The following is a 24532-nucleotide window of genomic DNA, read 5'->3' on the forward strand; positions in this document are numbered from 1 at the left end:
ACCGCCTCCGTCCATCTCCGTTTATATTCCGTTGCATTTTCCGCATACCACTCCGACCAACACGCCGCCCCGCACGCATATACCTCGAAGAGCGAATCGTAAATGGCGGATCGCCCTTCGTAGAGGTTAGCGTTGCAATTGGCGCAGACGGCGGCTGGCTTAGCGGTCAAAGCGCGCCTCGACTGGCGTGATGAGCGTTAGACTCGCCTTACGCATATAGCCGTCATCAGCTCCTTCTAAATTCGTAAACCTAATCGGAAATGCTAACCGGTCATCTATGCGAGTGATTTCGAACAAAATGCCGTCGGGGTTGCGGAAAATATCACCGACCTTATACTCGCCAACCTCGCGTCCGATTTCCGCCCATTTCTTTCGCTCGGCGGCTTCGCGTTCTAATTTTGCGGCTTCCTCTTCGGATAAAATTTCGAGCTGATCCGGCGTTGCGAATCCGAAGCCGCCTAAGCAGTCGCCGCCATCGAGCCGGATGCGCTTGCCTCTCGTATGGTCGAAGTTATTATCGGTAACCTCATAAATCTTACCGTTCTCAAACCCGTTTAATGGGTTCTCTCCGCCGCCGGAAAGCAACCGCACTTTTGCGCCTTTTTTGAATTTAGCGCGTGCTGCTTCGTCTTTAGCTTCGGCAACTTCTTCGTCAGTGGCGCGGACGAGTTCATCCTCGCAAAAAATTCCGCCTCCATTTCCGTTTAATTTACCGCAGAGGAAAGGCACGCTATCTCTGTCGTCTCTTTTTACTATTACGATTTCATTGATTTCCGCATAATGACCGCTCACATTTCCGACCACCTTCGCATAATCACCGACCTTCAGGCGCTCAGGCTTCGGCTTGGCGGCCACTTTTCGATAAAACTCTAATTCCTCGTCGTCAGGGCAAGCCATCAACCTCTCGCCATCATCGGCTTCGTGCTCAAAATCTCCGTCCTCATCTACGGACTTTATTTCGTATAACTTACCGATTGTGAACGTATAGTCACAGATATCAAGATAATCGCTATCGATATATTTTACGTAATCGCCCGCCCGCGCTTCGTCTTTGCCGATCCGCTTATATTCCGCTTCACCCTTCAACGCAGCCACGTCGGATTTTAACGATTCGATTTCGCCTTCCGTCTTTGCTACGCGTTCTTCTACAGACGGATTGGTTGCGACGATTTTGCGGAAAATAACGAATGTTCCGTCATAACCCCAATAGTGAGACTCGTTTGTGTTATCCCGATAGATAAATCCGGCATCTATCGGATTCATAATGGAGTAATAAGCGCCAGCCGTAGTATCTAATCCGGATTCAAGAGCCAACGCTAAATCACCGGCCTGCGCTTCGCCTTCTACCCGCTCATATTCCGCACCGTCATACGCAATCTTCGTAATTTCACCGTTCACCATATCGAGTGTCTTAACGCCTTCTAATTTCGCCAATCAAACCGCCTCCTTTTTAATTACAAGAACGTCTTCTCTTTTCGCGTAGCCCTCAACGTAATCAGCGTTGACCTCCGATATCCAGAAATCATTACCGCAACAAGTACAAGCAACGCCGTAAGGGTCAAGGTCAAGCTCGCTTTCAAAGATGTCGTTTGCTTCATACTCGTCGTGAGCTTCAACGAAAATTGTTCCGTAATCACTTTTCGCATAGCCACCCGTACCCATATCGCTATATTCAAACCACGCCAATCATACCGCCTCCGCTTCGTTAACTTTCGTAAATTCTACGTCTTCACGACTGAACGCCAAGTCCATCCGTACCCACCGCTTGCCTTCCTTCGACTGCGGTCCCCAATACTCGGTCAGCTCGCGATTCTCGAACATCCAAACGGCGGGCGCTGGACCCGTGCCGACCTCGACGCCGATAAAGTAATCGACTTCATCCAGCGTATAGGGCGTGCCGTCGTTCTTCCGCGCCTGGACGATCCGCTTGCCGCCGCGCTTTTCCCGTACGATAATCGTCTTCACCTGGAACGTTTTCCACTGCTTGCTATACGGACACTTTGCGCTAATATCGAATGATTCTTCCGTTTCGGACTTACTGACCGCCTGCCAGCCGCTAGCCAGCAGCGCAGCACGAGCGATCAGTTCCGAATACTTGCCGGTATCTTCTGTTTTATGCGCCATTACTTCGCCCCCTTGCGAATTTTTCTAAACGCATCGATCCAACAGCAGAGTGCGATACCTTCAGCGATAATTCCGATAGTATACCCTCCGGCCGAAATGCTGCATGATGCAGCTAAACCGAAAAGCATCGTTAATGTCAAACCGATTTTCCAACTCATATATTCGTCCCCTTTTCGATTTATTGTTATAGTTGCGATTAGAGCGGTAATTCTTCGGAAGTAGGTTCGTTAGATTCGGTAGCAGATTCTTTAGCCGCTGGAACTGGTGGTAACTTAGCGCGATCAATCTTTGCTTCTCCGTCAGCTTCATGTAGCAAACCGATAATGTCTGCTTCTTCGCGGAAATTGGCCAACTCTTTGAAGTCGTAGTCTATTCCGATGAACTTCTTAGCTTCGGCTAATTGCTCATCCGTGGCGTCCCCCGATTCAATAGAGAATGTTTTATCGACTTGTTTAATATGAACCGCCTCACCTACGAGAGAATATTCCGGATTGAATTTCCGCCCCATTTTTTCGGCTTTGTCATAGTCCGCAATTAGATTATTAATATGGAACTCTTTCGTATCAATCACACGATATGTTTTATATTCGAGGTCATACACCGGGATCATCGCGTACAATTTACGTGGTGCTCCGACTAAGCAGGACGGGCACGCGTCCGGATTGCCTCGCTTGTATTCATCTAGGTTTGCACGTGTTCCTTGCGGTGAATGTAGGCATGTATGTTTACGGAAGTGGTAAATCGTTCGCTGCCCATTAAACGTACTTTGTTCGTGTACATAATAAGCAAACCAATCGTCCGGATCTGCGAGAATAACGAATGTTCGTCCTTCCGCATTCACTTCACCATGCTTACCCATACGAACATATCGAGTTACACCTTCCGGAAATTCCCCGCCTGATTGCGCAGCTTCACGTTGTGCCTCACGTTGTTTTAAAGTATTACGAATGCTCATTCGTTTTCCCCCTACGATTTAATATTGAGCGTTAAGCCCTCGCAAAATGCCGGTATCTGCGCCCGAAACGCCGCCAGCGCTTGACAGTAGCGACGCGACCCGAATTACCTAACGACCGCCCCGACATTCTCCGAGGGCCTGGCGCCCTACTGCGTTTTCTCGGCGTCGTCTTTACGTATTTGCCACGCCATGCCACCGATAATGACTGCGCTGATAATCGCAACTATAGGAACGATCCATACTGCGTCAGACATATGCCGCCACTCCTTCCGCCGCTTTATATAGGTCGCGTTTGAGATCGAGAGATTCCGTCGGCAGTTCGTCTAGGCGCATTTGTAGCGCATTGATTCGCGCTTGGTAAGCCATTCGTTTTGCAGCCGATCGAGTCCGTTTATATTCGGCGCGAAAGTATTCAATTTCTTCGTTTAATCCTTCGCGAAGACTTTCGTTAGATTTAAGCGCAGCCTGCACGTTTTCTTTCAAAGTAGCGAACGCCTCCTTAATAAGGTTAGCGCCGAGGTGCTTGCGCGCTTTATATACGGTTATTACGTTGTTGTCGTTAACTCCGATATGGATAACGATGCCCTTGCCGCCATACATGCGAGCCTCGCGTCCGTTTTCATCGACATGAATTCCGAGGTACTCGGCGTCTTTCAGATGATCCGCAACCCATACGTAGGCTGCTCGATGGTTTTTAATCCCAAAGCGCGACTGCAACCGTTTATGTGCGTGTGAGGTAATGCGGAAGTTCATCCGACGCGCACCGCCTTAATGGTCGGATAATAGTCGGCCGGATCTTCGTCGTGCGGCCATGCGCCTTGGTAAATAATTTCGGTAAGTTTGCGCTCATCCGGCGCGATTAACGTTTGGATTTCGTTAAGATTGGGTAAATTTGAAGTAGTCATAGTACGTTAGCCTCCGTTTAAATTGAGATTATCGTACTAGGTCGAGGGGGTGCGTTCGCATATTGTTCGCTTGAATCCGTTGACAATATGAAATACAATGAGGGTGTAGCGAAAGTCCCTCGGACCTAGTTACGCATAGCGTGTTATACAGCTAGAAAAGCGTTAAGTTCGCCGTGTTGAGAAGCGTCGTAATTTTTCGCTAAACCTTTGATCACACGTTCTACTTTTTTGTAGTGAACGCCTACCTTACTGCCGATCGAAGCGTATGTAGGTTGCTCACTCGAAAGATGCTCTTTAACGATTGCCGTCGTTATAGCATCGGAATTTTCTGTTAGGGCCTCGATAAGTTGCCGCTTATCTTGGTCCGTTTTTATTTCTCCGTCTATTCTAGAAATCACGCAATCTTCAATTCGGATAGCATCGCCGGATTCGAATGTTGCCGCATTCTCTTCCGCTGTTGTATCGAGTAGGATACGTTTCTTTGCGTAGGTACCGTTCTTCTTACGTGTTACATCGATGGCCGCTCGCGATAGATGAAGCTTGAAATGTTTAGATACCTCATCCGTTTTACACTTATCGAAGTTCTCGACAATCCACCAGATTTTTTCATTTAACTCACTGGTTATTTCATCGAAAAGTATCGGACAATTTCTTCCGTATTTCTTCGCGATATTTCTTACCAACAGTTGAAAATTTTCGAATACCTGGTTAAACGCGTGTTGATTGGCGTTGGTTTGAAAATCATCGATCAATATTATTAAGTTTTCGTTATTTAACAAGTCTCATTTCCCCTTTCAATATTAACTGCGTATGTACTTGATTCTTTGGACACCTTTCCCAGAAAAAAATTAATATTTTCTTCCATGTCCATATATTAGCATATAAGCTTGTCATATTTTTAAAAAGGAACAACATTGCGAATTTACAGATATGTTCATACGTGTAAACAAAAAAAGAAGGCCCACCCTTTTGGTGAACCCTCTAAGTTACTAGCCTTAACCACCTATTGCATTGATTGCTACCTCTTTGCTTTGGCTGCTTTCGTTAAGCGCAAATACTCCTGCTGCTACTGCCACGCACATTAAAACAACAAATAAAGTTTTCTTCAAAAATAACCTCTCCCTTTTCCACTGTTTTTAAGTTGCTAGTAAGGGTTTTGACGAAGTCACTGTTTTCTCCGACCGCAATCAAATCCCTTACAATTATAACTGCGAAGAATAAGTTAGATGCGGACACAAAATCGCAAAATTTTTTATATTTATTTTTTATTCCGCAGCATGACTCAAAATATGCAGTTAGATCAGGGTCATTCACCTCGCTAATGACGTCTCTGGCTTTTTCTTGACTGATTTCCTTATTAAGAAACTGTCGGAGTGCGCGCAATGGTTTTGGTGCATCACCATCTAAAGGCTTCGATAAAAGGACCTTCGCGAAGTTGAAATTATAAACCGCATACCCTTCCAGCCTCGATATCCCTGTTTCTCTTGCAGCCTCAATGCTACGTTTTAGTAAGTCTAAACATTTTTTCTCATCAGTAAGGAGTTTAGTCATTCCTAAAATATACAGAGCATCCGAATCGACCCTTTTATTAATATTAGCATTTAATAATATAAACGAATAGTGCTCAGCTTCTTTCAAGTTATTCATAAAAAGATGAGTAAATGCTAATACTTCAGAGATTCTATAAAGGTAACATTCCTTTTCAAATAATTGTGTTTTTGCGCTCATTGCCTTTATTTGTTTTTCTAAATCAGTAGCTTTAGCGAGTACATATGAAAATTCTCTTTTTTGAAGAAGAGAGATACACTGATAAATTTCGACTAATATACTTAGCTTAGGGTTGTTAAGGCTTTTGAATTTATCCAATTCTTGATCAATGAGGCTAAAGTTTACGTCTCCTTTCAAATAATCCCTAATAAATGTATATACTTTTACATACTTTTCGACTGTGTGCTTCTTCTCTGTTTTATATTTCTCTAAGTGCCTGTCCAGTAAATCAATATTTCTTGTGATGGCTGCATATTCAAAAATATTCCTTATACAATCGTCTGTATCTAAATGATCATACCAATTGAGTATGTGTTCTTTATAGTTTTCTTCATCGACTAATTGAGTAAGCACTAATAAGTTACGGAAAGTTAATTCACGTTTACCACTCCGTAAATTCCTTATTTGTTTACTTCCAACCTTTAAATGCAGTTCAAGATCTTGATCTGTTATATCATCTCTGTCCTCTATCTCGTTGAATAAAAACTCCTTTACTGAATCCATGTAATTCACCCCGATTTGGATTAATGAATGACTTTTATCTCTCGTTTAAGTATAATTGAAGTATAATAAAAATGTTTATACGTGTAAACATTTATTTAGGAGGATTTTTAAAAATGGTAGATTTTTCACCTCTGTTCAAGACCCTAGAAGAAAAAGAAATGCGATTAAGTGACCTAAGAGAAGTCATTAGCTCTAAAACACAAGTTGGTATAAAAGAAAATCATTTGCAATCTAATTCAAAAATGTATATTGGAACAATCGAAAAAATCTGTCTTTTCTTAGATGTACCTGTTGAAAAAGTCATTAAGATCGTCAAGGAATAAATAATGGCAATTGCTCTTTCTATAAGTTAAAATGTTACGGACACCTTTACGAATGGAGGTGTTTATTACGTTTAAGGTCGGCAAAAGCCGGATACCCGAACTATGCAAAGATATCGGGATTGAGCACGCGCAACTCGCAGCTAAGGTCGGACTACAAAAATCACGCATTTCCGATTACGTAAGTCTTCGTAATATACCGAGCATCGAGCGCGCCTATAATATCGCTCGCGTACTCGGCTGTAAACCCGAAGACTTGTACGAATGGATTGAGGTATCCGACGACGAAACGGAGGGTTAAACCTCCGGCCGACCTAAAGTACGGGAATTCCCGAACCTAGACGTAATACAGTTCCCACGCCCTCCGCACGATCATACACGTCTTTCAACGCCTCTGTACCGCGCTTCACCAATAGTTCATTAGCGTCCTTCACCTCCGTTATATAACCGTGCGCAAGCCGCACCTTTCCGTTTAAATAACGCTCAATCGCCGCACGTAATTTATCGCCAGCTTTGTCGTTATCTGTAACTACCGTTAAATATTCGATAGGCGATTGCGTAATTATGTCCGCCTTCTTCGAATTAAATGCGCTGCCGCCGGTTCCAATCGCCGGAACTCCAACCGAACGCCACGTCATTACGTCGATTTCCGCCTCGCAGATTACAGCGCTATTAAGCCGCCTGGTATAAACGAAATCCATCCCGTAAACTAAGTCGCGAATAGGCCAGCCGCCTTTTACATACCAAAAAGCTTTGCCGCGCGTTGAACGGTATTTTACGTTAGCCAGGCGCCCGTTCGGCAACCGCCACGGAATCGCGACCGCATTACCTACGAGCCCCACGCCGGCCTCGCTCTGTACTTCAGCCGCTATACCCCGTCCGGTTAGATAAGCGTTAGGTCCGATTAGCACATCCGCCAGTAAAGATTCCGGCAATGGCTCCGGCTTGGCGACCGCCTTTAGTTTCGGAAGGCGCAGCGTCAGGCGCCCGTTTTCAGACGCAGGCGCATACGAATCCAATAAGTAATCGACGGTCTCGGCTTCGGTCTCAGCGCGCAAGAAAGCGAGCAATTTAACGAACCCGCCGCGCGCAAACTCTGCATCATAGGCTCCGGAGTCACCGAAGTAACCGGCTTTTGCGGACGCTGTGTCTTCGAGGTACACGTAAAAGCTCGGCGTTCGATCGTAACGGAACGGACTGGCTGCGAGCAAGCGATCCTCCGTCCACGTAGGACGCGTCCATTCGAATTGTTCGAGTTCATATCGGATATCAACGTCGACGTGACGTCCGTTTAGTAATAAAGTCGGCATACGAACACCTCCTAAAGATGTATTTGTAAAACATATTACCTGATTGTTACATTATTTACAGTCGGAATTTGTCGAAACTATTCAGAATTTTATATGAATTTTTTGCCAATTAAACTGCGTCTTCTGCATCGATCTTGTTTAACCACGCAAACTCACCGTGATATTTCTTTGCAGCCTCGTTGTATGCTTTCGCAGCCTCTATTTCCGTATCAAATTTACCTAACTCGATATCTTGTTTATTTACAACTATCCGGGCTCTCCATTTCTGATCTCGCTTATAGAACCCTACACCCTTAAACCTACTGACTTTTGTATGCCTTGGTTTTTGATTTTGTTGATTTTGCGTCTTAGTGCAGACACGTAGGTTTTGTCTACGATTATCCAACCCGTTACCATTCTTGTGATCTACAATCTTACCGTCTCCTGGACTTAGACCGCAGATAAACCGATGCATATACACAGCAGAGTATTTATTCTTCGCTACTCGTTGATTTCTCAAGGCGTATCCATTCTTATTATAGTGCCACTTATACTGGCTCAATAAATCGAAATCACCATCATCTACTAACGCGTATCTTCCGTCCGATAGAGGTATCTTCTTCAATAGGACACCTCCTAAAAATCGAACTGCGCTGCGGCAGATTCGCCTTTCGGAAATTCTCGCAATACACCGTAATCAAATAACGCCATTAACTCGAGCGTAAAGTCCTCGCCACCATTACGTCCTTTCTCGATACCAATACCGGCGATGCCTTCCTTGGCAACCGAATCGAACCCGATAAGGTTTGTCGCAATATCTAACAAACGTGACGTCGTTTTAACTTTATCGCGCGTAGGTATCCGAAGTTCCCTTACGCCGTCCTCACCGACTTCTTTCTTATCTACGGAAGCCTGGACCGTGTAGAATCCGACCACATCGTTATCACCAACGATATTCTCGAAGCGAGTAGCCGCGTATTCTGCAGCGCCGCCAGCCGTTTTATTTACGTTCTTTCCGTATACGTCTGCCAGTCCGTAGAACGGATCGAGGAACACAGCGTCAATCTTACCGGTGTTTAACTCGCGCTCAAGGTCCGAAAGTGTACGCGTTAATTCACTGCCGCTTTTTCCTTGGAAGTATAGCGTACCTGGATAATACGAATCGAGAACGTCAAGGACTTCGAAGAACTTATCGCGAACAACGTCCTCAAGCTTACCGGCAAGGATCGCTTTGTTCGGCAGTCCGACTTTCCGCCCAATCTTGTCGATCAGCAAACCGTCTACTGCAGTCGCAATTGAAATCAGACGCGCAATAAATACGTATTCTTTAACCTCGAATGATTTAACGAGGCAATTCGCACCTTGGCGCAAAAGTGAATCGAGGATCAAACAGATAAGATACGTTTTACCACGTCCAGATTCGCCCATGATTCCGTAAATGTCGCCCGTAAACCAACCCGTAATTTCTTTATTCAGCGATTCGAACGGAGTTTTATAGATACGGAATGAGCGACCTTCTTCGCGTTTCTTATATTCGTCGCGGAACGATTCTTTGATATCCGTTAGCGTACGTCCAATCGTTTCTCGAACACTTGTTCTCATTTTAAGACTTTCGGCCTGCTCCGTCAACCACTCGAAGAAACTTCCCATGTCGCCGCTTTTTTGCGCTGCTTCGAATTTTTCCGCAAGCTGTGGCGCTTTGACTTGTCGGTTAGTTTCCGGATCGATTCGTCCGTTAACAAGCTCGATAAATTCGCGCTCAGCCGCCTGTTCCTTAAGGTTTTTCGCAAGGTAATCCCAGCTGGCTTCGATGCTAAAATTCGGCTGGAAGTCCTCCACCTCAAGCGAAACCATTTCAGCTGTTGGTGCTTGCCCCCGGTGTTCCTCCGCGTGTTGCATTAAGTACCGGAAAGCCTTGCGTTCGCCCGGCGTTTGGAAATCGTCTTCTGCGATATTAAAGCGCAACAGAGCGTTCGGGTCGTTCGCTTCGATGGCTTTCGATATTAGTAAAGTTCCGTAGTTCATGAGCGCACCGCCTTTCGGTTTTTACGAAATAAAATCCGTTTAACTATCGCTCGTACGCCAGCCGCAATTCCTTCCGCGAGATATAAAGCACCTTCCCCGATGTAGTAAATTGCGACTAAAGGTAAGTATATCGGAGAGATAACGAAGAAGATTACGTTTTCTATGCGGACTTGCTTCGCCCAATCCTCGTCTGTATATACGTTTTTGATCCTACGCTTCATTCGCCCGCCTCCCGTCTCAATTCCGCCATCACACCGTCAGCCTTCGTTTTATATTCCGCATCCCCCAAACGTCTCGTATAGGCGCATGTAATCGTTATATTCGTCCAGCGCTACATCGATCTTCTCCGCATTTTCCTTCGCTTTCTTTTTCGTCATATCACTCGCCACCTTTTCGAGTCCTTTTCCTAACTCCGCGGCACTTTCTACGCTTGGCAATTTCGGAAAATAGTCCGCAAAATGAAACGCCGTGCTTGTAGGCTCTGGATAGTTCGTCATGTCGTAGTCCAAAAGGTAATCCTCCGCGAATTGTTTCCGACAAATCAACCGTAGATCCGTTTCGAACGCGTCAAGGAATTCACCGTTAATCACGTCAGTCAACTCGAACTCGACGTATTCACTTACGCCCCACTCCTCGGTTCTCTTTATTTCGCTACAAGACTCGACGTAGAATATCTGATTTTCGTATCCGTCTACTGCGACAATATCTCCGATAGCGAATTTCAGCTTCATCTACGCACCGCCTTCTTCTAGTCGTTTTATATCGTTTTCAACTACGGAAAGGATAGCTTCGACGTGCTCTACTTTTCTATTTGCGGACAGGCACTTCTTCGCTACGTTTGAGATTTCGATAATTAATCCGGTCGGTAGTGTAGAGCCATAACAATATTCCTTACGCGGAGAAGCAGAGTAAAGTTTCTGCGCCGCCTCCCTAGCCGCAGTAAACGCTTCATTATACTTCTCTTCAAAATAATCGTACCGGTTTTGTAAACGCACATACTCGTCGGTTTTTCCCGCTTCAACAATACTTAACGGAATATTCATCTACGCATCCCCCTTTTCGATTCGCCTACGAATTCAATCTCGCGGCAAAGGTCGCCAATACGGTCGGCCAGGCGCTTTTCCTTGAATACATCCGCCAACGAATCAAGCGCAATGTTACTCGTATAGATTGACGGTAGCTGATTCGTCACTCTTGCGTTAATTACGGCGTGCAGATCGCCGCGAAATCCGTCCGTTGCGTCTCGTACCCCTATATCGTCCAGCACCGCAAACGGCGCCGTCTTAGCCGCTTCTAACGCGCGATAATAACGGGCCGCCGCCGGCTCTGCGACTGCATCCGGAACACGCGGACGGTTGAATTCGTTATAGTCGTTCTGCCACGCGTTCACGTCGAGAAAATACGCCGGCCGCTGTAACGGCTCTAATCCCCGACGCAATGAGCCGCTATAATGGACGCGCAGCCATTCGTTTAATAACGCTGCTGCCGTGGTTGTCTTGCCGGTACCTGGCGATTCGCTTACGAGGTATAGCGACTTGATGCGGTCGGCTGGCGTTATCGTGCCGTCTTGCTGATCGAATTGACGATCGAATGTAGCCGCGTAAGCATCGACCGCTTTATAAGCCTCCGTTTGGTCACCGCGAGCCGGCGAATTCTGTAGCGTCACGAGCCGATACTCACGCGGTAGCCCTGCCGCCGCCGAACGTCCGCCGTTGCCGCTTACGCCGTGCATTGCGATGAAATACGGACAGTGTTGTGTGCAGGCGCCGGAGCCAGCCGCTTTGCATCCGTTAGCAAGTACGCAATTATTTTCGTTAGTCATATTCACGGACCTCCTTTCGTTAGATCAACTCCGCCAGCGTAAGTGTAATTAATTCGACTCTTCTACGCTGTTCATAAGAACCGATATAATAGTCGCTGGAATGGAGTTCTTCCGTCAATTCTTCGATTTTGTCGATTAACTCGTCCGTGTTGCCTTGCCTTTCGGATAGTTTCGTTATTCTTACGTACTCTGGCGTTCCAAACGTTAGCTGTCCGATACTCATTCGCCCACCTCTTCGCGTGAGTCGTCAATGATAGTTGTTATGCCGTCCCCTAAAAACTGTCTTACTAATCGAATGGATACGCAAAATGCCCGATCATCTGGTCCTTCAGATACCGTTAATCGTGGGAACGTGCGACTGTAATGAACAACGTCGCCCACACGAACCTCCGTCGGCTGCGGCGCGTTCAAATATTCGTCAGGCACCGCCAAACCTAACGCACGTCTTAACGCAATCACTTTACCGATATGAACGTTGAAGCAGTCGTCAGGTGCGGCTTTGGCGATTCCTTTTGCGTAGATATCACCTGTATATCCGCCTTTGAGTAAAATTACTACTGTTCGTTTGCTACGATTGACAACGACATTGACGGCACAGTCTAACCAGAAGTAGTCGGTCTGTGTCTCTTCCGTCAATTTCTCAACGTCCGCTTTCGCCTGCTCAACGATTTCATCACGGCGGGCTTGGGCGCTTACAGCCGGATACTTAGCGTTTAACCGTCGTCTAGCATCCTCGTAGCCTTGCTCATACGCAACCAGCCGTAATTCTTCGATTGCTTCTCTCGCGTTTTCTACCGCTATGTCATACCGTGTTTTTCCGTTTACCATTTCGTCAGCCTCCTCGTAATTTAATCGCATAAAATAGCCGCTACCTTTGCGAAGTCCTCTTTTCGCAGTGAAACTTGATCGTAACCTTCGCCAATCCGGATCACATCGTCCTCAATTTCGAACGCTAACGTTTTCTGATCTTCGTCAAAATACGAATCGTTTATCGTGTTAATTACGACTCTCATATCCACCGCAATTCCTCCTCGTTTAAAACCACGTATTATCTACGCCTTCATTGCGCTCGGCTCTTTGTTGTTCGGCTGCCACTTCCGTAAGCACTCGCGACAAAACACTTTCGCGCATATACGAGAACATGAACGCAAAGTTACAGCCCGGATACTTCAGCGTCGGCTTTTTCTCCGCGAAGCATTTATCGATGAATATCCGCGTAACCTCGGCGCCGTGTTCGTCAATCATCAACTTTAGGTTCTTCGCCTCCATGCCGCGATTGTTCGTTACGTACGGAATTCCGTAAGTTTCTTTGTGCTTGTCGTGTAGGTAGCCGATAAAATCGCGCGTGTTCCACTTGGCGACCGGCTTTGATTCATACGTTGTCATATTTACCGCCAACCTTTCGTTTAATTTTCGTAAGCTTTCCACCCTTTACCGCAAATTTATAACGTCCGTGTCCGTGAACCTTAACGAAGTAATATCCGCTGTTTACCAGGCGCCACGGCCTCGAATCTACGCGCCCGTTTATTCTTACGCCACCCTTTGCGATTAGCTCGGACGCTTCTTTATACGAGGTACCGATCAACCGGACTACGGCGCGATCTAACCGGAGCATCAAGCGTTCACTCCTTCGATTTTGATTCCGAGAAGGTTTAACGTCTCTTTTACCGCAGCCCTTGCGGATTCACATGCCACTTCGATAAACGGATCGTCTGAGTCGCAATAGTCCGACCACAGACTTTCGAAATACTCCCGCACTTTTTCCTCCGGTGTCTTTTCGACTTCGTATCCGTTGACCAATGCGGCTGCTAGCGTCATGAGGTCGAGGTCGTTTAAGCACGAGTATTCCTTGCCCCAACAATCCTTTGCGTGAAGCCGCAGCAAGTCGGATCCAGATCTATCTTTTCCGCCGTCCATGAATTTCTGAATTACTTCCGCCTGTTCCTTCGTGATTGTCGGCTTCATTTTAGCGCCTCCTTATATAAAAAATGATTCGGTTTCTCTTCGTATCGCTTTTAATAATTCGCTATAACCGGCTTTACTTTCGTCTAATGCCGGAAGACATTTATCGAGCAGTTCCATTAGATCGCAGATGTGCTTGTCGGCCTCTTCGTATAACCACAGGCTAATATCAACGTGTGCCTGCATCCGCTCCAACGTCTGCTTTACGAGGTCTTTTACGCCCTCCGGATAACCTATCGCATACTCGACCGATCCCTCTTCGAAGTCATATTCGTCCGGCAACATATCGCGAATAGCCGCTAACTCCCCGGTAAGCCTTTCGTTTTCCTCTTTCAACCGCTCGTTCTCCGCAATCAATCCGGCAATAGTGCAACGTAGGTCTGCGATTTCATTTTTCATACTCGATCAACTCCTCGTAATGATTCTCAGCCGGATGTTCCGGGAAGCCGCGCCGAGGATAATCCAGCCCACCATCTACATAAACGTCTCCGCATTTACACCTCCGAAACTCATGTGACCGTTTGGATTCGATTATGTCCCCACAATGTTTGCATCTAATTGCGTTACGTGTTATCCGCTTTTCCGCCACGTTTTTGCCGCCTCCACTCCGTGTATTTTCGCGTTTTATCGTCTACCCTACCGAATACCCTCAACCGTCAGTAACGCCCCTAATTCGCCGCGAAACTCCCGTATTAATCGTGCTAATTCCGCCAGCGATTGCGCATCCGAGGTCCGCAGCCGTCGGTTCAATACGTCCATTAGCGCGCGTTCGACCGTCGAGTGAAACGCTACCTCGCGCCACTTTTCCTGCGGCGTTGGGTCGGCGTCTGGATTTTCGGCGAGGCGCTTCGCCCAATTCGGTGCTTTCGTCGGGTCGCTGAAGTAGCGCTCCTTTACGATGATGTTGCGGTCGTCGGACGTGAGTTTGTAATCGGGTGATACCGGAATATTAATCGTCATGGGTATCGTTACTCCTTTCGTTAATTAGTCGGCCAACTTTAGCGCGTAGATCCGGAACAGATACCGACAATTCCTCTTCGAGCGAAGCGCGAGTTTCAGGCGTAATATCTATTAAGGCTTCGAAAATTGTAGCGAGTTCATATCTCGTAAACATATCGCACATCCTTTCGTTTATTAATAAGACCTAGCAATCGTTCGCTTTCGCTCACTCTTGCGGATATTCTTTATCGCGATAAGATTCTATTAATTAATAAGTATCTGCGCGAAAGGGTTTTAATTGAGCGCTATTATTTATCTAGTTATTAATGGCTCTAGTTAAAAGATGGTTCTAGTTAGTGTAAAGTCGAACCGTGTATGGGTCCGCCGTGTATGGCTAGGCGTCACATGGCTACGTTAATTCCTCCGTATCTCCATCGAATATTGCGAGCTGGCTAATCGGCATGATCGTATACCGCGCATTATCCCATCGCTGAGTCTTCGGGTCCCGCGCCTTCTGCTTTACGACTAACGGACGTTCTTGCCAGCGATAATCACACAACGATTTAATCCGCCTATTTGCCGCAGCTCGGCTGAGGTTCAGTGCGCTTGCGATCTGGTCCTGCGTCGGATAACATTCGCCGTTAGCGTTCATGAACGAAGACAGTACGCAAAGTGTCTGCCAGCGCTCCGCCCCGATGTCCGCGATAAGACCTTTCTTGACGGCATCAACGTACATCTTAACGAAGATACGCGTTTCGGACTTGCCAGACGTTATGTTGTATTCCGATTGAGATTCGACGGATACGAGCCGTTGGTGTTCGTTTGTCATGCGTTATCACCTCGCTTGCTTTTCGTTAATACTTTCGTTAGAATTATACGTAGTTGTATACGCTGGCAGTGGGAACGGTCTGCCCGCCTGTTCCCGCCATATTTCGATCGGGTATCTACTGTCACCCTCATACTTATTTTTGTTCTGGTAGCACCATTCTACAAAAGCTTCAAACTCCTTCATCGTTAATCCACTAAGCTCTGATAAATATTGCAAAACCTTTTTAGGTTCCCCGAACAGATCAGACTTCATATCTAACCACTTAATTGGATGATAATCCTTTTTAGATGAGTTTAATTTTCTAGACAAAGGTATAAGATTCTCATAGTAATGGCTATAAAATCCCCACGCGACAGGGATGAAGTGATCTAGCGTAACATCTTCATTCGATGAACTTATTGCGCACTTCCAACCAAATTGTCTTCTTACTTTTTTAAATTCGTCTTTAGTTATATCAAAATCAATTACTGATCTTCTTTTCATATTAAGATTAAAAATTACCTGCGGGTTTCTTTTAAGATAGGAAGCTGACCTCATATTAGAGCATCGCGGACACCCTGAGTATAGACCCCATAATCTAGTTTTATCTACATACCATTCTGAAATCGAGACCACATCACCGCAGTTACATCTTACAAAAATCTCATCAAGTAGATGATACTGTTTCTTATTTATAATAAAATCCCTTACAGATCCATAAAAATCTCTCACATACTTACCTATATCATAGAAACGATTGTCTTTGTCACTGTTAATAATAACAGGACCGTTAAAAGCGTTGTTCATTAAATCGTCAAGATAATCCTCCTCTTGAAATTGTTTATGCAAAGCGCTTTTAGGTACGTTGTTTTCATCAAAAGCTTCATAAATTTCAAGCAGTCCTCTCTCGACTAAACGAGTTATTTTCATGTGGTGAACTCCTAAAATTTCCGCAACTCTCGTCCTCGAATACCCCATATCTAAATATTCTTGCGCTTTTTCTATTTCGAATTTCAATGTGGACACCCCTTATTTTTCTGCTCTCATTATTAACTGCGTATCGACTTCCGGATTGGCACAACCTTTTCATAAATAACTGCAAATGTACTTTGAAAAACGGACACCTTTTCGCAAAATTTCTTCCGTCACTATTAACTGCGTATGTACTTCGGAAAATGGACAAAAAAATAGCCGCCCAATATATGGACGGCAAAAACGTTTGCGCTATAGCCTACTTCGTAATACACTTATTTTGTAAGAACAAGCCTAATTCATCGCTATTATGACGAAAAATTCATCGGAACTGCAATGAATTAATTATCGGAATCAACGGCAATTCATCGAGCAATTCAGCGCCATAAACACCGTCAATTCAACGTTTAGCTAGCCTTATGTTCTAATCTCAGCTTATCCGCAACCATCGCAATGAATTCGCTGTTGGTAGGCTTAGCTTTTGTCATGCTGACTGTATAACCGAACAGCGAGGAAATGGAATCAATGTTTCCTCTGCTCCATGCGACTTCAATCGCGTGGCGGATTGCTCTTTCTACACGGCTAGCGGTTGTGTTGAATTTTTTGGCGATGTCCGGATAGAGAACTTTTGTAATGCTGCCGAGCAATTCGATGTCATTGTATACCATTGAGATGGCTTCGCGCAGATAGAGATACCCTTTAATATGCGCTGGGACGCCGATTTCATGGATAATGCTTGTAATGCTCGCGTCGAGATTTTTCTTCTTTGGTTCAGGCTGGCTGCTGCGTATAATGCTGCTTTGCGATGATGGCGCGCGATGCGTCACGCTGCTTGCATTCCCGCTGACCTGGCGGATATGTCCGACAAGGTTTTCCATATCAAACGGTTTGAGAATAAAGTATGAAGCGCCTAAATCGACGGCCTTTTTCGTGACATCTTCCTGTCCAAAGGCTGTCAGCATAATGACATTCGGCTGTTTCTTCAGTTCTGATTCCCTCAGCCGCTCTAAAACCGCAAGTCCGTCCAAATGCGGCATAATAATATCTAATACGAGCACATCGGGATCTTTTTCTTTAAACAACGACAGGCATTCCTGTCCATTGTAAGCAACACCGATGACTTCCATGTCTTCCTGTCCTTCAATATATTCACTCAACAGGCTTACCAGCTCTCGATTATCGTCAGCAACACAAACTTTAATTTTCTCCACGTTTCTTCCTCCCCAAATGTAGTTAACAGGATTCACCCTTGCTACATGTTTACATTCGACAAAACCGCTATATACCCTCTAAAAAAATCATAATAACCAATATTAGTGGCATATCTTTGTTTTTCTATGTTTTTCTCCGTTTTTCGACTAAATATGAAATTTGACAAACAAGGAAACGTGAATTTGTCGAAAAATCTTCTTTTGTACATTTTACCGTATGTATTCTGAGAAGTGAAGAGGGATCAAAGCAAAAAAACTGCCGGAAATCCCGGCAGTCAGCTTGCTTTTTCTTTTCCGTAAATATCAATTCCCGCTTCTGACAGCATCCATTCAATATGAACGCCGTAGCCGCTTGTCGGGTCATTTACAAACACATGGGTGACAGCGCCGATCACTTTGCCATTTTGGATGATCGGGCTTCCGCTCATTCCCTGAACGATGCCGCCTGTTTCTTTTAATAGCCTCGGATCGGTTATTTTCAAGACCATTCCTTTTGTTGCCGGGAATTTTTGCGGGGTTGTGCTGACGATTTCAATATCAAATTTTTCTACCTTGTCATCATTAATGACCGTTAAAATTTCAGCCGGACCTTTTTTGACTTCAGTAGAAAACGCAACCGGCAGTCCTTGATCTGAAATCTTGTTTTGAATCGGCTGATGCAGTGTGCCGAAAATCCCAAACGGGCTATTTCTGTTAATATCCCCGATCGTTTTGCGTTCTGAGGAAAATCGCGCCAGTTTTTCTCCCGGATTTCCGCCTGTCCCTTTTTCAATTGATGTTACAGTTGATTTAACGATTTCTCCATTCTCCACTACAATCGGTTTCTTTGTGTCCATGTCGGAAATCACGTGGCCAAGTGCTCCATATTTTTTTGACTTCGGTTCATAAAAGGTCATAGTGCCGATCCCAGCGGCAGAATCCCTGATATATAACCCAATTCTGAACTTACCTTCTGCTTCATCTTTTTCCGGAATGAGCTTTGTTTTGATTTTCTGTTTATCACGTTTAATAAGCAAATCTAAAGATTCGCCGGTTTTACCGGCATTCTGAATAAATGGGGCCACATCATTCATTTTTTCAATTTTCTTTCCATTCATCTCAATAATGATGTCGCCCGATTCAATACCGGCCGTTTCTCCCGGGGATTTTTTGCCTTCACTAGTGTTGATTTGATGAAATCCGACGACAAGAACACCGACGGAATGAAGTTTAACACCAATCGATTGTCCGCCAGGTATGACTTTTAAATCAGGAAGAACTTGCACTTTTGTTTTTTTGATTGGAAATCCTGCAAGATCGTATACTAACTCTGATTCACCTGATTTTTCGCCTGTCACCTTGACTTCATGCGGGTCTTTCTTTACTGTAAACGCTTCTGAAGATTTTTGTGTATGAGCGTTTACCGATAAACCCGTTTCAATCGCTTGTGTTTGGGTTTCAAATACTCTCATTTGCGTTGGAATCAGTAAATACTCTTTTAGCGGTTTGCATAAACCTACACTTAATAACGAAACAAGGAGAATTAAACCTACTGCTTTTCTGATGTTATCGGGCATTTACTACTTCACTCTCCTCGCTCCTATCCCACACCTTCTTTATGACTTGCTGCTACATCATTTAATTTTGCCTTCTGACGCCTTATTTATAACTGTCATATAAAGAAAAACATTGGATATACTGATGAACGAATGGATGTGCGCGAAAAAAATAAGCTGCGCTTTTCGCGCAGCTCACCCCGTTGTTTTGACTTGATCCGCTTGTCTTAAAAGTTCTTTTGCATGGCGTTTCGTTAAGTCTGTTACTTCGACTCCTGCAATCATACGCCCGATTTCCGCTACCTTTTCCTGCTTAGACAGCGGCTTGACATGTGTTGTCGTTCTGCCGTCTTTTAACTCCTTCGCAATATAAAGATGCGTATCTGCCATGGCAGCCACCTGAGGCAAGTGTGTAATACACAGCACTTGTGATCCTATTGACACTTTATGGATCTTCTCAGCGATTGCCTGTGCGACTCTGCCGCTTACACCGGTATCAACCTCATCGAATATAATCGACGTCACATCCTGTTGAGAGGAAAAAATGCTTTTAATAGCAAGCATCACCCGTGACAGCTCTCCTCCGGAAGCGACTTTCGAAAGGGATTTCAGCGGTTCGCCTGTATTGGTTGAAATTAAAAACTTCACCAAATCAATCCCTTGTTCAGTCATCTGAACAGGCTGGCCGTTTACAATCGGCGCCTCCTCATTTCGGAGTGCTGTTCTGATCTTAAATTCCGTATCAAAAGTTGATTTTTCCATGTAGAGGCTTTTTAATTCCCGATGAATCTCATCAGCCAGCTTTTTCGCCCATGCTTTGCGGATTTTTGAAACATTTTCCGCTTCCACTGCGACATCTTTGCCGACTGAGTCAAGCTCCTTCTTCACGCTTTGAAGATGGCTGTCCCTGTTTTCAATTTGGTCAATCTCTTCTTCAATTTTAGAAGCGTATTCCAAGATATCCTCAACAGTTGCACCGTATTTTCGTTTCAGCTGTTTGATTTCATTAAGGCGCGTCTCAATATAGTTCAGGCGTTCCGGATCATATTCAAGTTCATCCAGCATATTTCTCATCTGAAATGTAGCGTCCTCCAGAAGATAGTAGGAGTTCGAAACATTTTCAGACAGTTTTTTCAGCGGTTCGTTAATATCGGATATATCTTCAAGCTGCGCTGATGCCATTCCGACCCAGTCCAGTCCGCCCTGCTCGCTGCGAAGCGCGTTATATGCATTTTGCAGCGATTCATATATCTTCTCAAAGTTTGAGATTTGCTGGCGCTCTTCCTGAAGCTGCTCATCTTCATTAAGCTCGAGCTTAGCCGATTCGATTTCTTCGAGCTGAAATTGAATGAGATCAAGACGGTGGGCCATTTCCTGTTCGCTTTCAGAAAGTTGCTTTAGCTTTTTAAGCAACTTCATATACCGCTGGTACCCTTCCTGATACGTTTGAAGCGCGCTTTCCGCTTCGGCTCCGGCAAACTTGTCCAAAAGCTGGAGATGATTTTCGTCCTCCATTAACAGCTGGTTATCGTGCTGCCCATGAATATCTAATAAAAGCCTGCCGATCTCTCTTAGCGAGGCAATCGTGACAAGCTTGCCATTAACTCGGCAAACGCTTTTTCCGCTCGTGCTGATATCCCTTCTCATGATGATCATTTCGTCAGAAACGTCAATTCCCTGCTCAGCGCATACGTCAAAAACGGGATGGCCGCTCTCCAATAGAAACAGCCCTTCAAGCTCGGCTTTTGTCTCCCCATATCTGACAAATTCGGATGAGCCGCGGCCTCCGACTAAAAGAGAAATGGCATCTATGATGATGGACTTGCCGGCTCCGGTTTCTCCTGTTAAAACCGTGAGTCCGCGTTCAAAAGAAACCGTCAGTTCCTCAATGATGGCAAAGTTTTTAATGGATAGTTCAGCTAACAAACAGCATTACACCTCTTTATCTTTGTTAGATTTTCTATTACAGCAGCTCAAGCAGCCTGTTTTTTACGCCGTCTGTATCTTCAGGAGTCCGGCAAATTATTAAAATCGTGTCATCTCCGCAAATGGTTCCCATTATTTCATCCCAGTCCAAATTGTCCATCAGCGCCCCGATTGCCTGGGCGTTGCCGGGCATCGTTTTCAGCACAATCATATGGCTTGCTGAGTCTATTTTCACAAATGCGTCCATCAGTGCCCGCTTCAGTTTGGACAGCGGATTGAAACGCTGGTCTGCCGGAAGACTGTATTTGTAAGAGCCGTTATTCGTAGGCACTTTCACTAGGTGAAGCTCTTTAATATCGCGTGAAACCGTGGCTTGCGTCACTTTGTATCCATCCTGCTTCAGCATGTCAACCAATTCGTCCTGCGTTTCGATTTCATTGCTTGTAATGATCTCTCTGATTTTAATATGCCTCTGGCCTTTGTTCATGTAAGCACCTCTATTTCCAGCTTATCTGTTCTTTTATGTTATATGTTTCTCTGCAAAATGTACATAAATGCAGAAAAAAGGAATAATAGCGCCCTATTATTCCGGTACATCTGCTTTTTTTTCTTTTAACGTCTTATGTGCCTCTTCTACAATGCGATTGATCTCTTGTTCTGACAGCTCCTGTCCTTCCTGTCCCTCTCCCGGCCAATGCAAATGAAGGAGAAATTCAATATTTCCGTCTCCTCCCGTGATTGGAGAAAATGACAGGCCTTTGCAGATATAGCCTTCAGCAGCAGAGAAACTGACCATACGCTTGAGAACATCAGCATGCACTTTAGGATCCCTGACAATCCCTTTTTTGCCGACGGATTCCCGTCCCGCTTCAAACTGCGGCTTAACAAGAGCCATGCAGTCACTGCCAGGCACAAGCAATGTTTTGAGGACAGGCAGGATAAGCCGCAGTGAAATAAAGGACACGTCAATCGTAGCAAACTCCGGCATGCCCTTTGTAAAGTCTGCCGGTGTTGCGTAACGGAAGTTTGTCCGTTCCATCACGACGACCCGTTCATCCTGTCTAAGCTTCCACGCAAGCTGATTGTAGCCTACATCTACCGCGTATGACTGTTTAGCACCGTTTTGCAGAGCGCAGTCCGTAAAACCGCCGGTGGAGGAGCCAATATCAATCATGATTTTATCCTTAACAGAGATGGGAAACTCCTTCAGCGCTTTTTCAAGCTTTAGACCGCCTCTGCTCACATATTTCAGCGGGTTTCCTTTGACTGTTAACGGCAGATCGCGGTCAATTTTTTCCCCAGCCTTGTCCAAGCGGTTTTCGTTTGAATAGACGATCCCCGCCATAATGGCTCTCTTGGCTTTTTCCCGCGTTTCCGCCAGCCCTCTTTCTACTAGTAATACATCTAATCGTTCTTTCTTTGACGTCATGATCCAATTCCTTTGTGTGTCTTCGGCGGCATCAGTAATCTAATGCGGTTTGCCGCCTGCTGTTTTGTTAGTCCAATTTCTTCAAGAAGCGCCGTTACGCTTCCGTGTTCAATAAACCGATCCGGGATACCCATTCTGTCAATCGGTGTAAGGAATTCACCTTGATCATGAGCGAATTCTAAAATCGAGCTTCCGAAACCGCCTTCTAAGACCGCTTCTTCAATCGTTAAAATCGGCAAGCCTTCTTTTAAGATATCCTTCATCATCTTTTCATCGATCGGCTTAATAAAACGCGCATTGACAACGCGCACGGACAGGCCTTCTTTTTGCAGCTCTTCAGCTGCTTCAAGCGCCATTTCGATTGTTGTTCCAAATGTTAAGATGACTGCGTCGTTCCCCGGGCGCAGCACTTCCCACGTGCCGATCGGAATTGTTTTCAGCTGTTCATCCATTTTTACGCCGAGTCCGTTTCCGCGCGGAAAACGCATCGCAATCGGGCCTTCGTCATAGCTGAGTGCTGTATGAACCATATGCTGTCCTTCATTTTCATCTTTCGGCATCATTAAGACCATGTTTGGAATGTGGCGCATAAACGCAATATCAAACACGCCTTGATGTGTCTCTCCGTCAGCACCCACAAGCCCTGCACGGTCAATGCCAATAAACACATTGGCGTTTTGGCGGCAGATGTCATGAACCACTTGGTCATATGCCCTTTGCAGGAAGGTTGAATAAATCGCCAAAAACGGCTTCATCCCCTGCATTGCCATAGCTGCAGCCATCGTTGCCGCATGCTGTTCGGCGATTCCTACGTCAAACATGCGATCAGGGAATTCGTTTGCGAAGCCTTCAAGCTTTGAGCCGACAGGCATAGCCGGCGTAATGGCTACAATGCGTCCGTCCTCTCGCGCCATTCGCTGCACAGTCCCGCTGACAAGACCGCTCCATGAAGGTGCTGCGGCTTTCGGTTTTACAAAGTCACCTGTATTAATTTTATATGGTCCGGTACCGTGCCATGTTCCGATCGTATCGGTCTCAGCCGGTTTGTACCCCTTCCCTTTTTTCGTGATGACATGCAGGAGAACAGGGCCTTTCGTTTTTTTGGCGTATTGAAGATTCTCAATCAACTCATGATAAGAATGTCCGTCCACCGGGCCTAAATACGTAAAACCAAGCTCTTCAAAAAACATGCCCGAGACAAGCATGTATTTCAGGCTGTCTTTCACGCGTTCCGCCGTGGCGGCAAGTTTGCCCCCAACTGCCGGGATCTTTTTAAACAAGTATTCGAGCTCATCTTTCACCCACTGGTATTTTCCGGCAGTGCGCAGCCGTCCGAGCATAGAATGAATGGCTCCGACATTCGGCGCAATACTCATTTCATTATCATTTAGGATGACAATCATGTCTTTTTTCTCGTCACCGATGTGGTTCAGCGCTTCGAGCGCCATTCCGCCTGTCAGTGCACCGTCACCGATGATCGGAATAATAAATTCATCGGTTCCTTTTATATCACGCGCGGCTGCCATTCCCATCGCACCTGACAGAGAGGTTGAGCTATGCCCTGTTTCCCAAACATCATGCTCGCTTTCACTACGCTTTGGGAATCCGCAAAGCCCTTTGTACTGGCGAAGCGTCGCAAATTCTTTTCCGCGTCCTGTCAGCAGCTTGTGGACATACGACTGGTGGCCTACGTCCCACAGAAATTTGTCTTTCGGGCTGTTAAATTCCTTATGCAGCGCAACAGTAAGCTCTACGACACCTAAGTTTGGGCCGATATGGCCGCCGGAAGCGGATAAAGTTGTAATTAAAAATCGACGGATTTCATCACTTAATTTCTCTAATTCATCAATGGACATGTTTTTTAAAAACGACGGGTCCTGTATTGATAAAAGATCCAAAGCGGATCAACTCACTTTCAGCATGAATTTCTGCAATGATACATGTCTTCCACATGCCGAGCTGGACAATGGCCAGTTCTCAGACATAAAAAAAGACAAACGGGCTTTTCTCTTTCATTTTTCATATAAACTGCTTACATT

Annotated in this window: 35 protein-coding genes; 2 read left to right on the forward strand and 33 right to left on the reverse strand. The window is 45.5% G+C overall.

Annotated elements, in window-relative coordinates:
- Window positions 1–159: 159 nt before the first annotated feature.
- The 9 genes from V6D41_RS01485 to V6D41_RS01525 form a co-directional block, all read right to left on the reverse strand.
- Window positions 160–1434 (reverse strand): hypothetical protein, encoded by a 1275-nt coding sequence (locus V6D41_RS01485; RefSeq protein ID WP_333517065.1) that lies wholly within the window; start codon window positions 1432–1434, stop codon window positions 160–162.
- A complete protein-coding gene (locus tag V6D41_RS01490; RefSeq protein WP_333517066.1) occupies window positions 1435–1686 on the reverse strand; it encodes a DUF7296 family protein in 252 nt (83 codons plus the stop codon).
- On the reverse strand, window positions 1687–2124 hold the full coding sequence (locus V6D41_RS01495; RefSeq protein ID WP_333517067.1) for a hypothetical protein: 438 nt from the start codon (window positions 2122–2124) through the stop codon (window positions 1687–1689). It lies immediately after the preceding gene.
- On the reverse strand, window positions 2124–2282 hold the full coding sequence (locus V6D41_RS01500) for a hypothetical protein (RefSeq protein ID WP_333517068.1): 159 nt from the start codon (window positions 2280–2282) through the stop codon (window positions 2124–2126). Before V6D41_RS01500 ends, V6D41_RS01495 begins: the two co-directional genes overlap by 1 nt.
- Window positions 2283–2320: 38 nt before the next feature.
- A complete protein-coding gene (locus tag V6D41_RS01505) occupies window positions 2321–3079 on the reverse strand; it encodes a single-stranded DNA-binding protein (RefSeq protein WP_333517069.1) in 759 nt (252 codons plus the stop codon).
- Window positions 3080–3325: 246 nt separating this feature from the next.
- Window positions 3326–3796 carry a hypothetical protein gene (locus V6D41_RS01510; protein ID WP_333517070.1) on the reverse strand — a complete coding sequence of 157 codons (471 nt, stop codon included), beginning with the start codon at window positions 3794–3796 and terminating at the stop codon, window positions 3326–3328.
- Between the two features lie 32 nt (window positions 3797–3828).
- Window positions 3829–3984, reverse strand: coding sequence for a hypothetical protein (locus tag V6D41_RS01515; RefSeq protein ID WP_333517071.1), 156 nt, complete (start codon window positions 3982–3984; stop codon window positions 3829–3831).
- Window positions 3985–4127: 143 nt separating this feature from the next.
- The gene (locus V6D41_RS01520) at window positions 4128–4763 is read right to left on the reverse strand and encodes a hypothetical protein (protein ID WP_333517072.1); all 636 of its coding nucleotides are present in this window, start codon (window positions 4761–4763) and stop codon (window positions 4128–4130) included.
- Window positions 4764–5028: 265 nt separating this feature from the next.
- Window positions 5029–6255 (reverse strand): AimR family lysis-lysogeny pheromone receptor, encoded by a 1227-nt coding sequence (locus V6D41_RS01525; RefSeq protein WP_333517073.1) that lies wholly within the window; start codon window positions 6253–6255, stop codon window positions 5029–5031.
- 113 nt (window positions 6256–6368) lie between these two features.
- Between V6D41_RS01525 and V6D41_RS01530 the strand changes: the two genes are divergently transcribed.
- A complete protein-coding gene (locus V6D41_RS01530; protein WP_333517074.1) occupies window positions 6369–6578 on the forward strand; it encodes a helix-turn-helix domain-containing protein in 210 nt (69 codons plus the stop codon).
- 52 nt (window positions 6579–6630) lie between these two features.
- Window positions 6631–6876 carry a helix-turn-helix domain-containing protein gene (locus V6D41_RS21495; protein ID WP_442893043.1) on the forward strand — a complete coding sequence of 82 codons (246 nt, stop codon included), beginning with the start codon at window positions 6631–6633 and terminating at the stop codon, window positions 6874–6876.
- 13 nt (window positions 6877–6889) lie between these two features.
- Here V6D41_RS21495 and V6D41_RS01535 read toward each other — a convergent pair whose 3' ends face one another.
- From V6D41_RS01535 to dxs, 24 genes are all read right to left on the reverse strand, one after another.
- Window positions 6890–7885, reverse strand: a complete 996-nt coding sequence (locus V6D41_RS01535; RefSeq protein WP_333517075.1) for a toprim domain-containing protein — start codon at window positions 7883–7885, stop codon at window positions 6890–6892.
- 109 nt (window positions 7886–7994) lie between these two features.
- Window positions 7995–8489 (reverse strand): HNH endonuclease, encoded by a 495-nt coding sequence (locus tag V6D41_RS01540; RefSeq protein ID WP_333517076.1) that lies wholly within the window; start codon window positions 8487–8489, stop codon window positions 7995–7997.
- 11 nt (window positions 8490–8500) lie between these two features.
- On the reverse strand, window positions 8501–9889 hold the full coding sequence (locus V6D41_RS01545) for a DNA helicase (protein ID WP_333517077.1): 1389 nt from the start codon (window positions 9887–9889) through the stop codon (window positions 8501–8503).
- A complete protein-coding gene (locus V6D41_RS01550) occupies window positions 9886–10110 on the reverse strand; it encodes a hypothetical protein (protein WP_333517078.1) in 225 nt (74 codons plus the stop codon). The genes V6D41_RS01545 and V6D41_RS01550 overlap by 4 nt, the downstream gene beginning before the upstream one ends.
- Window positions 10111–10158: 48 nt before the next feature.
- The gene (locus tag V6D41_RS01555) at window positions 10159–10398 is read right to left on the reverse strand and encodes a hypothetical protein (protein ID WP_333517079.1); all 240 of its coding nucleotides are present in this window, start codon (window positions 10396–10398) and stop codon (window positions 10159–10161) included.
- Window positions 10399–10620: 222 nt separating this feature from the next.
- Window positions 10621–10932, reverse strand: a complete 312-nt coding sequence (locus V6D41_RS01560; protein ID WP_333517080.1) for a hypothetical protein — start codon at window positions 10930–10932, stop codon at window positions 10621–10623.
- Entirely contained in the window at window positions 10929–11711 is a 783-nt protein-coding gene (locus tag V6D41_RS01565) for a DNA replication protein (protein WP_333517081.1), read from the reverse strand. The genes V6D41_RS01560 and V6D41_RS01565 overlap by 4 nt, the downstream gene beginning before the upstream one ends.
- Before the next feature lie 19 nt (window positions 11712–11730).
- Complete coding sequence (locus V6D41_RS01570) at window positions 11731–11934, reverse strand: hypothetical protein (RefSeq protein WP_333517082.1); 204 nt, start codon at window positions 11932–11934, stop codon at window positions 11731–11733.
- Entirely contained in the window at window positions 11931–12539 is a 609-nt protein-coding gene (locus V6D41_RS01575; protein ID WP_333517083.1) for a hypothetical protein, read from the reverse strand. The genes V6D41_RS01570 and V6D41_RS01575 overlap by 4 nt, the downstream gene beginning before the upstream one ends.
- A gap of 20 nt (window positions 12540–12559) precedes the next feature.
- The gene (locus V6D41_RS01580; RefSeq protein WP_333517084.1) at window positions 12560–12730 is read right to left on the reverse strand and encodes a hypothetical protein; all 171 of its coding nucleotides are present in this window, start codon (window positions 12728–12730) and stop codon (window positions 12560–12562) included.
- 16 nt (window positions 12731–12746) lie between these two features.
- A complete protein-coding gene (locus V6D41_RS01585) occupies window positions 12747–13097 on the reverse strand; it encodes a hypothetical protein (RefSeq protein WP_333517085.1) in 351 nt (116 codons plus the stop codon).
- The gene (locus V6D41_RS01590; RefSeq protein WP_333517086.1) at window positions 13084–13326 is read right to left on the reverse strand and encodes a hypothetical protein; all 243 of its coding nucleotides are present in this window, start codon (window positions 13324–13326) and stop codon (window positions 13084–13086) included. The genes V6D41_RS01585 and V6D41_RS01590 overlap by 14 nt, the downstream gene beginning before the upstream one ends.
- A complete protein-coding gene (locus tag V6D41_RS01595; protein WP_333517087.1) occupies window positions 13326–13676 on the reverse strand; it encodes a hypothetical protein in 351 nt (116 codons plus the stop codon). Before V6D41_RS01595 ends, V6D41_RS01590 begins: the two co-directional genes overlap by 1 nt.
- A 12-nt stretch (window positions 13677–13688) precedes the next feature.
- Window positions 13689–14072 carry a hypothetical protein gene (locus V6D41_RS01600; protein WP_333517088.1) on the reverse strand — a complete coding sequence of 128 codons (384 nt, stop codon included), beginning with the start codon at window positions 14070–14072 and terminating at the stop codon, window positions 13689–13691.
- Window positions 14062–14262: a DUF7695 domain-containing protein gene (locus V6D41_RS21500; RefSeq protein WP_442893044.1), complete on the reverse strand. Its 201-nt coding sequence runs from the start codon at window positions 14260–14262 to the stop codon at window positions 14062–14064. Before V6D41_RS21500 ends, V6D41_RS01600 begins: the two co-directional genes overlap by 11 nt.
- Window positions 14263–14309: 47 nt before the next feature.
- Window positions 14310–14633 carry a hypothetical protein gene (locus tag V6D41_RS01605; RefSeq protein ID WP_333517089.1) on the reverse strand — a complete coding sequence of 108 codons (324 nt, stop codon included), beginning with the start codon at window positions 14631–14633 and terminating at the stop codon, window positions 14310–14312.
- A 388-nt stretch (window positions 14634–15021) separates the two neighbouring features.
- Window positions 15022–15441 carry a helix-turn-helix domain-containing protein gene (locus tag V6D41_RS01610; protein WP_229043267.1) on the reverse strand — a complete coding sequence of 140 codons (420 nt, stop codon included), beginning with the start codon at window positions 15439–15441 and terminating at the stop codon, window positions 15022–15024.
- Window positions 15442–15447: 6 nt separating this feature from the next.
- A complete protein-coding gene (locus tag V6D41_RS01615; protein WP_333517090.1) occupies window positions 15448–16437 on the reverse strand; it encodes a hypothetical protein in 990 nt (329 codons plus the stop codon).
- A 362-nt stretch (window positions 16438–16799) separates the two neighbouring features.
- Complete coding sequence (gene spo0A / locus V6D41_RS01620; RefSeq protein ID WP_148962014.1) at window positions 16800–17603, reverse strand: sporulation transcription factor Spo0A; 804 nt, start codon at window positions 17601–17603, stop codon at window positions 16800–16802.
- Between the two features lie 275 nt (window positions 17604–17878).
- On the reverse strand, window positions 17879–19159 hold the full coding sequence (spoIVB, locus tag V6D41_RS01625; protein WP_333517091.1) for a SpoIVB peptidase: 1281 nt from the start codon (window positions 19157–19159) through the stop codon (window positions 17879–17881).
- A 174-nt stretch (window positions 19160–19333) separates the two neighbouring features.
- Window positions 19334–21064 (reverse strand): DNA repair protein RecN, encoded by a 1731-nt coding sequence (gene recN, locus V6D41_RS01630; RefSeq protein ID WP_333517092.1) that lies wholly within the window; start codon window positions 21062–21064, stop codon window positions 19334–19336.
- Between the two features lie 37 nt (window positions 21065–21101).
- Window positions 21102–21551: an arginine repressor ArgR gene (gene argR, locus V6D41_RS01635; RefSeq protein ID WP_014114358.1), complete on the reverse strand. Its 450-nt coding sequence runs from the start codon at window positions 21549–21551 to the stop codon at window positions 21102–21104.
- 96 nt (window positions 21552–21647) lie between these two features.
- Entirely contained in the window at window positions 21648–22493 is an 846-nt protein-coding gene (locus V6D41_RS01640) for a TlyA family RNA methyltransferase (protein ID WP_333517093.1), read from the reverse strand.
- Window positions 22490–24391, reverse strand: coding sequence for a 1-deoxy-D-xylulose-5-phosphate synthase (gene dxs / locus V6D41_RS01645; protein ID WP_333517094.1), 1902 nt, complete (start codon window positions 24389–24391; stop codon window positions 22490–22492). Before dxs ends, V6D41_RS01640 begins: the two co-directional genes overlap by 4 nt.
- Window positions 24392–24532 lie beyond the last annotated feature (141 nt).

This window comes from Bacillus sp. 0102A, assembly GCF_036765155.1.
Lineage (GTDB): Bacteria > Bacillota > Bacilli > Bacillales > Bacillaceae > Bacillus > Bacillus subtilis_G.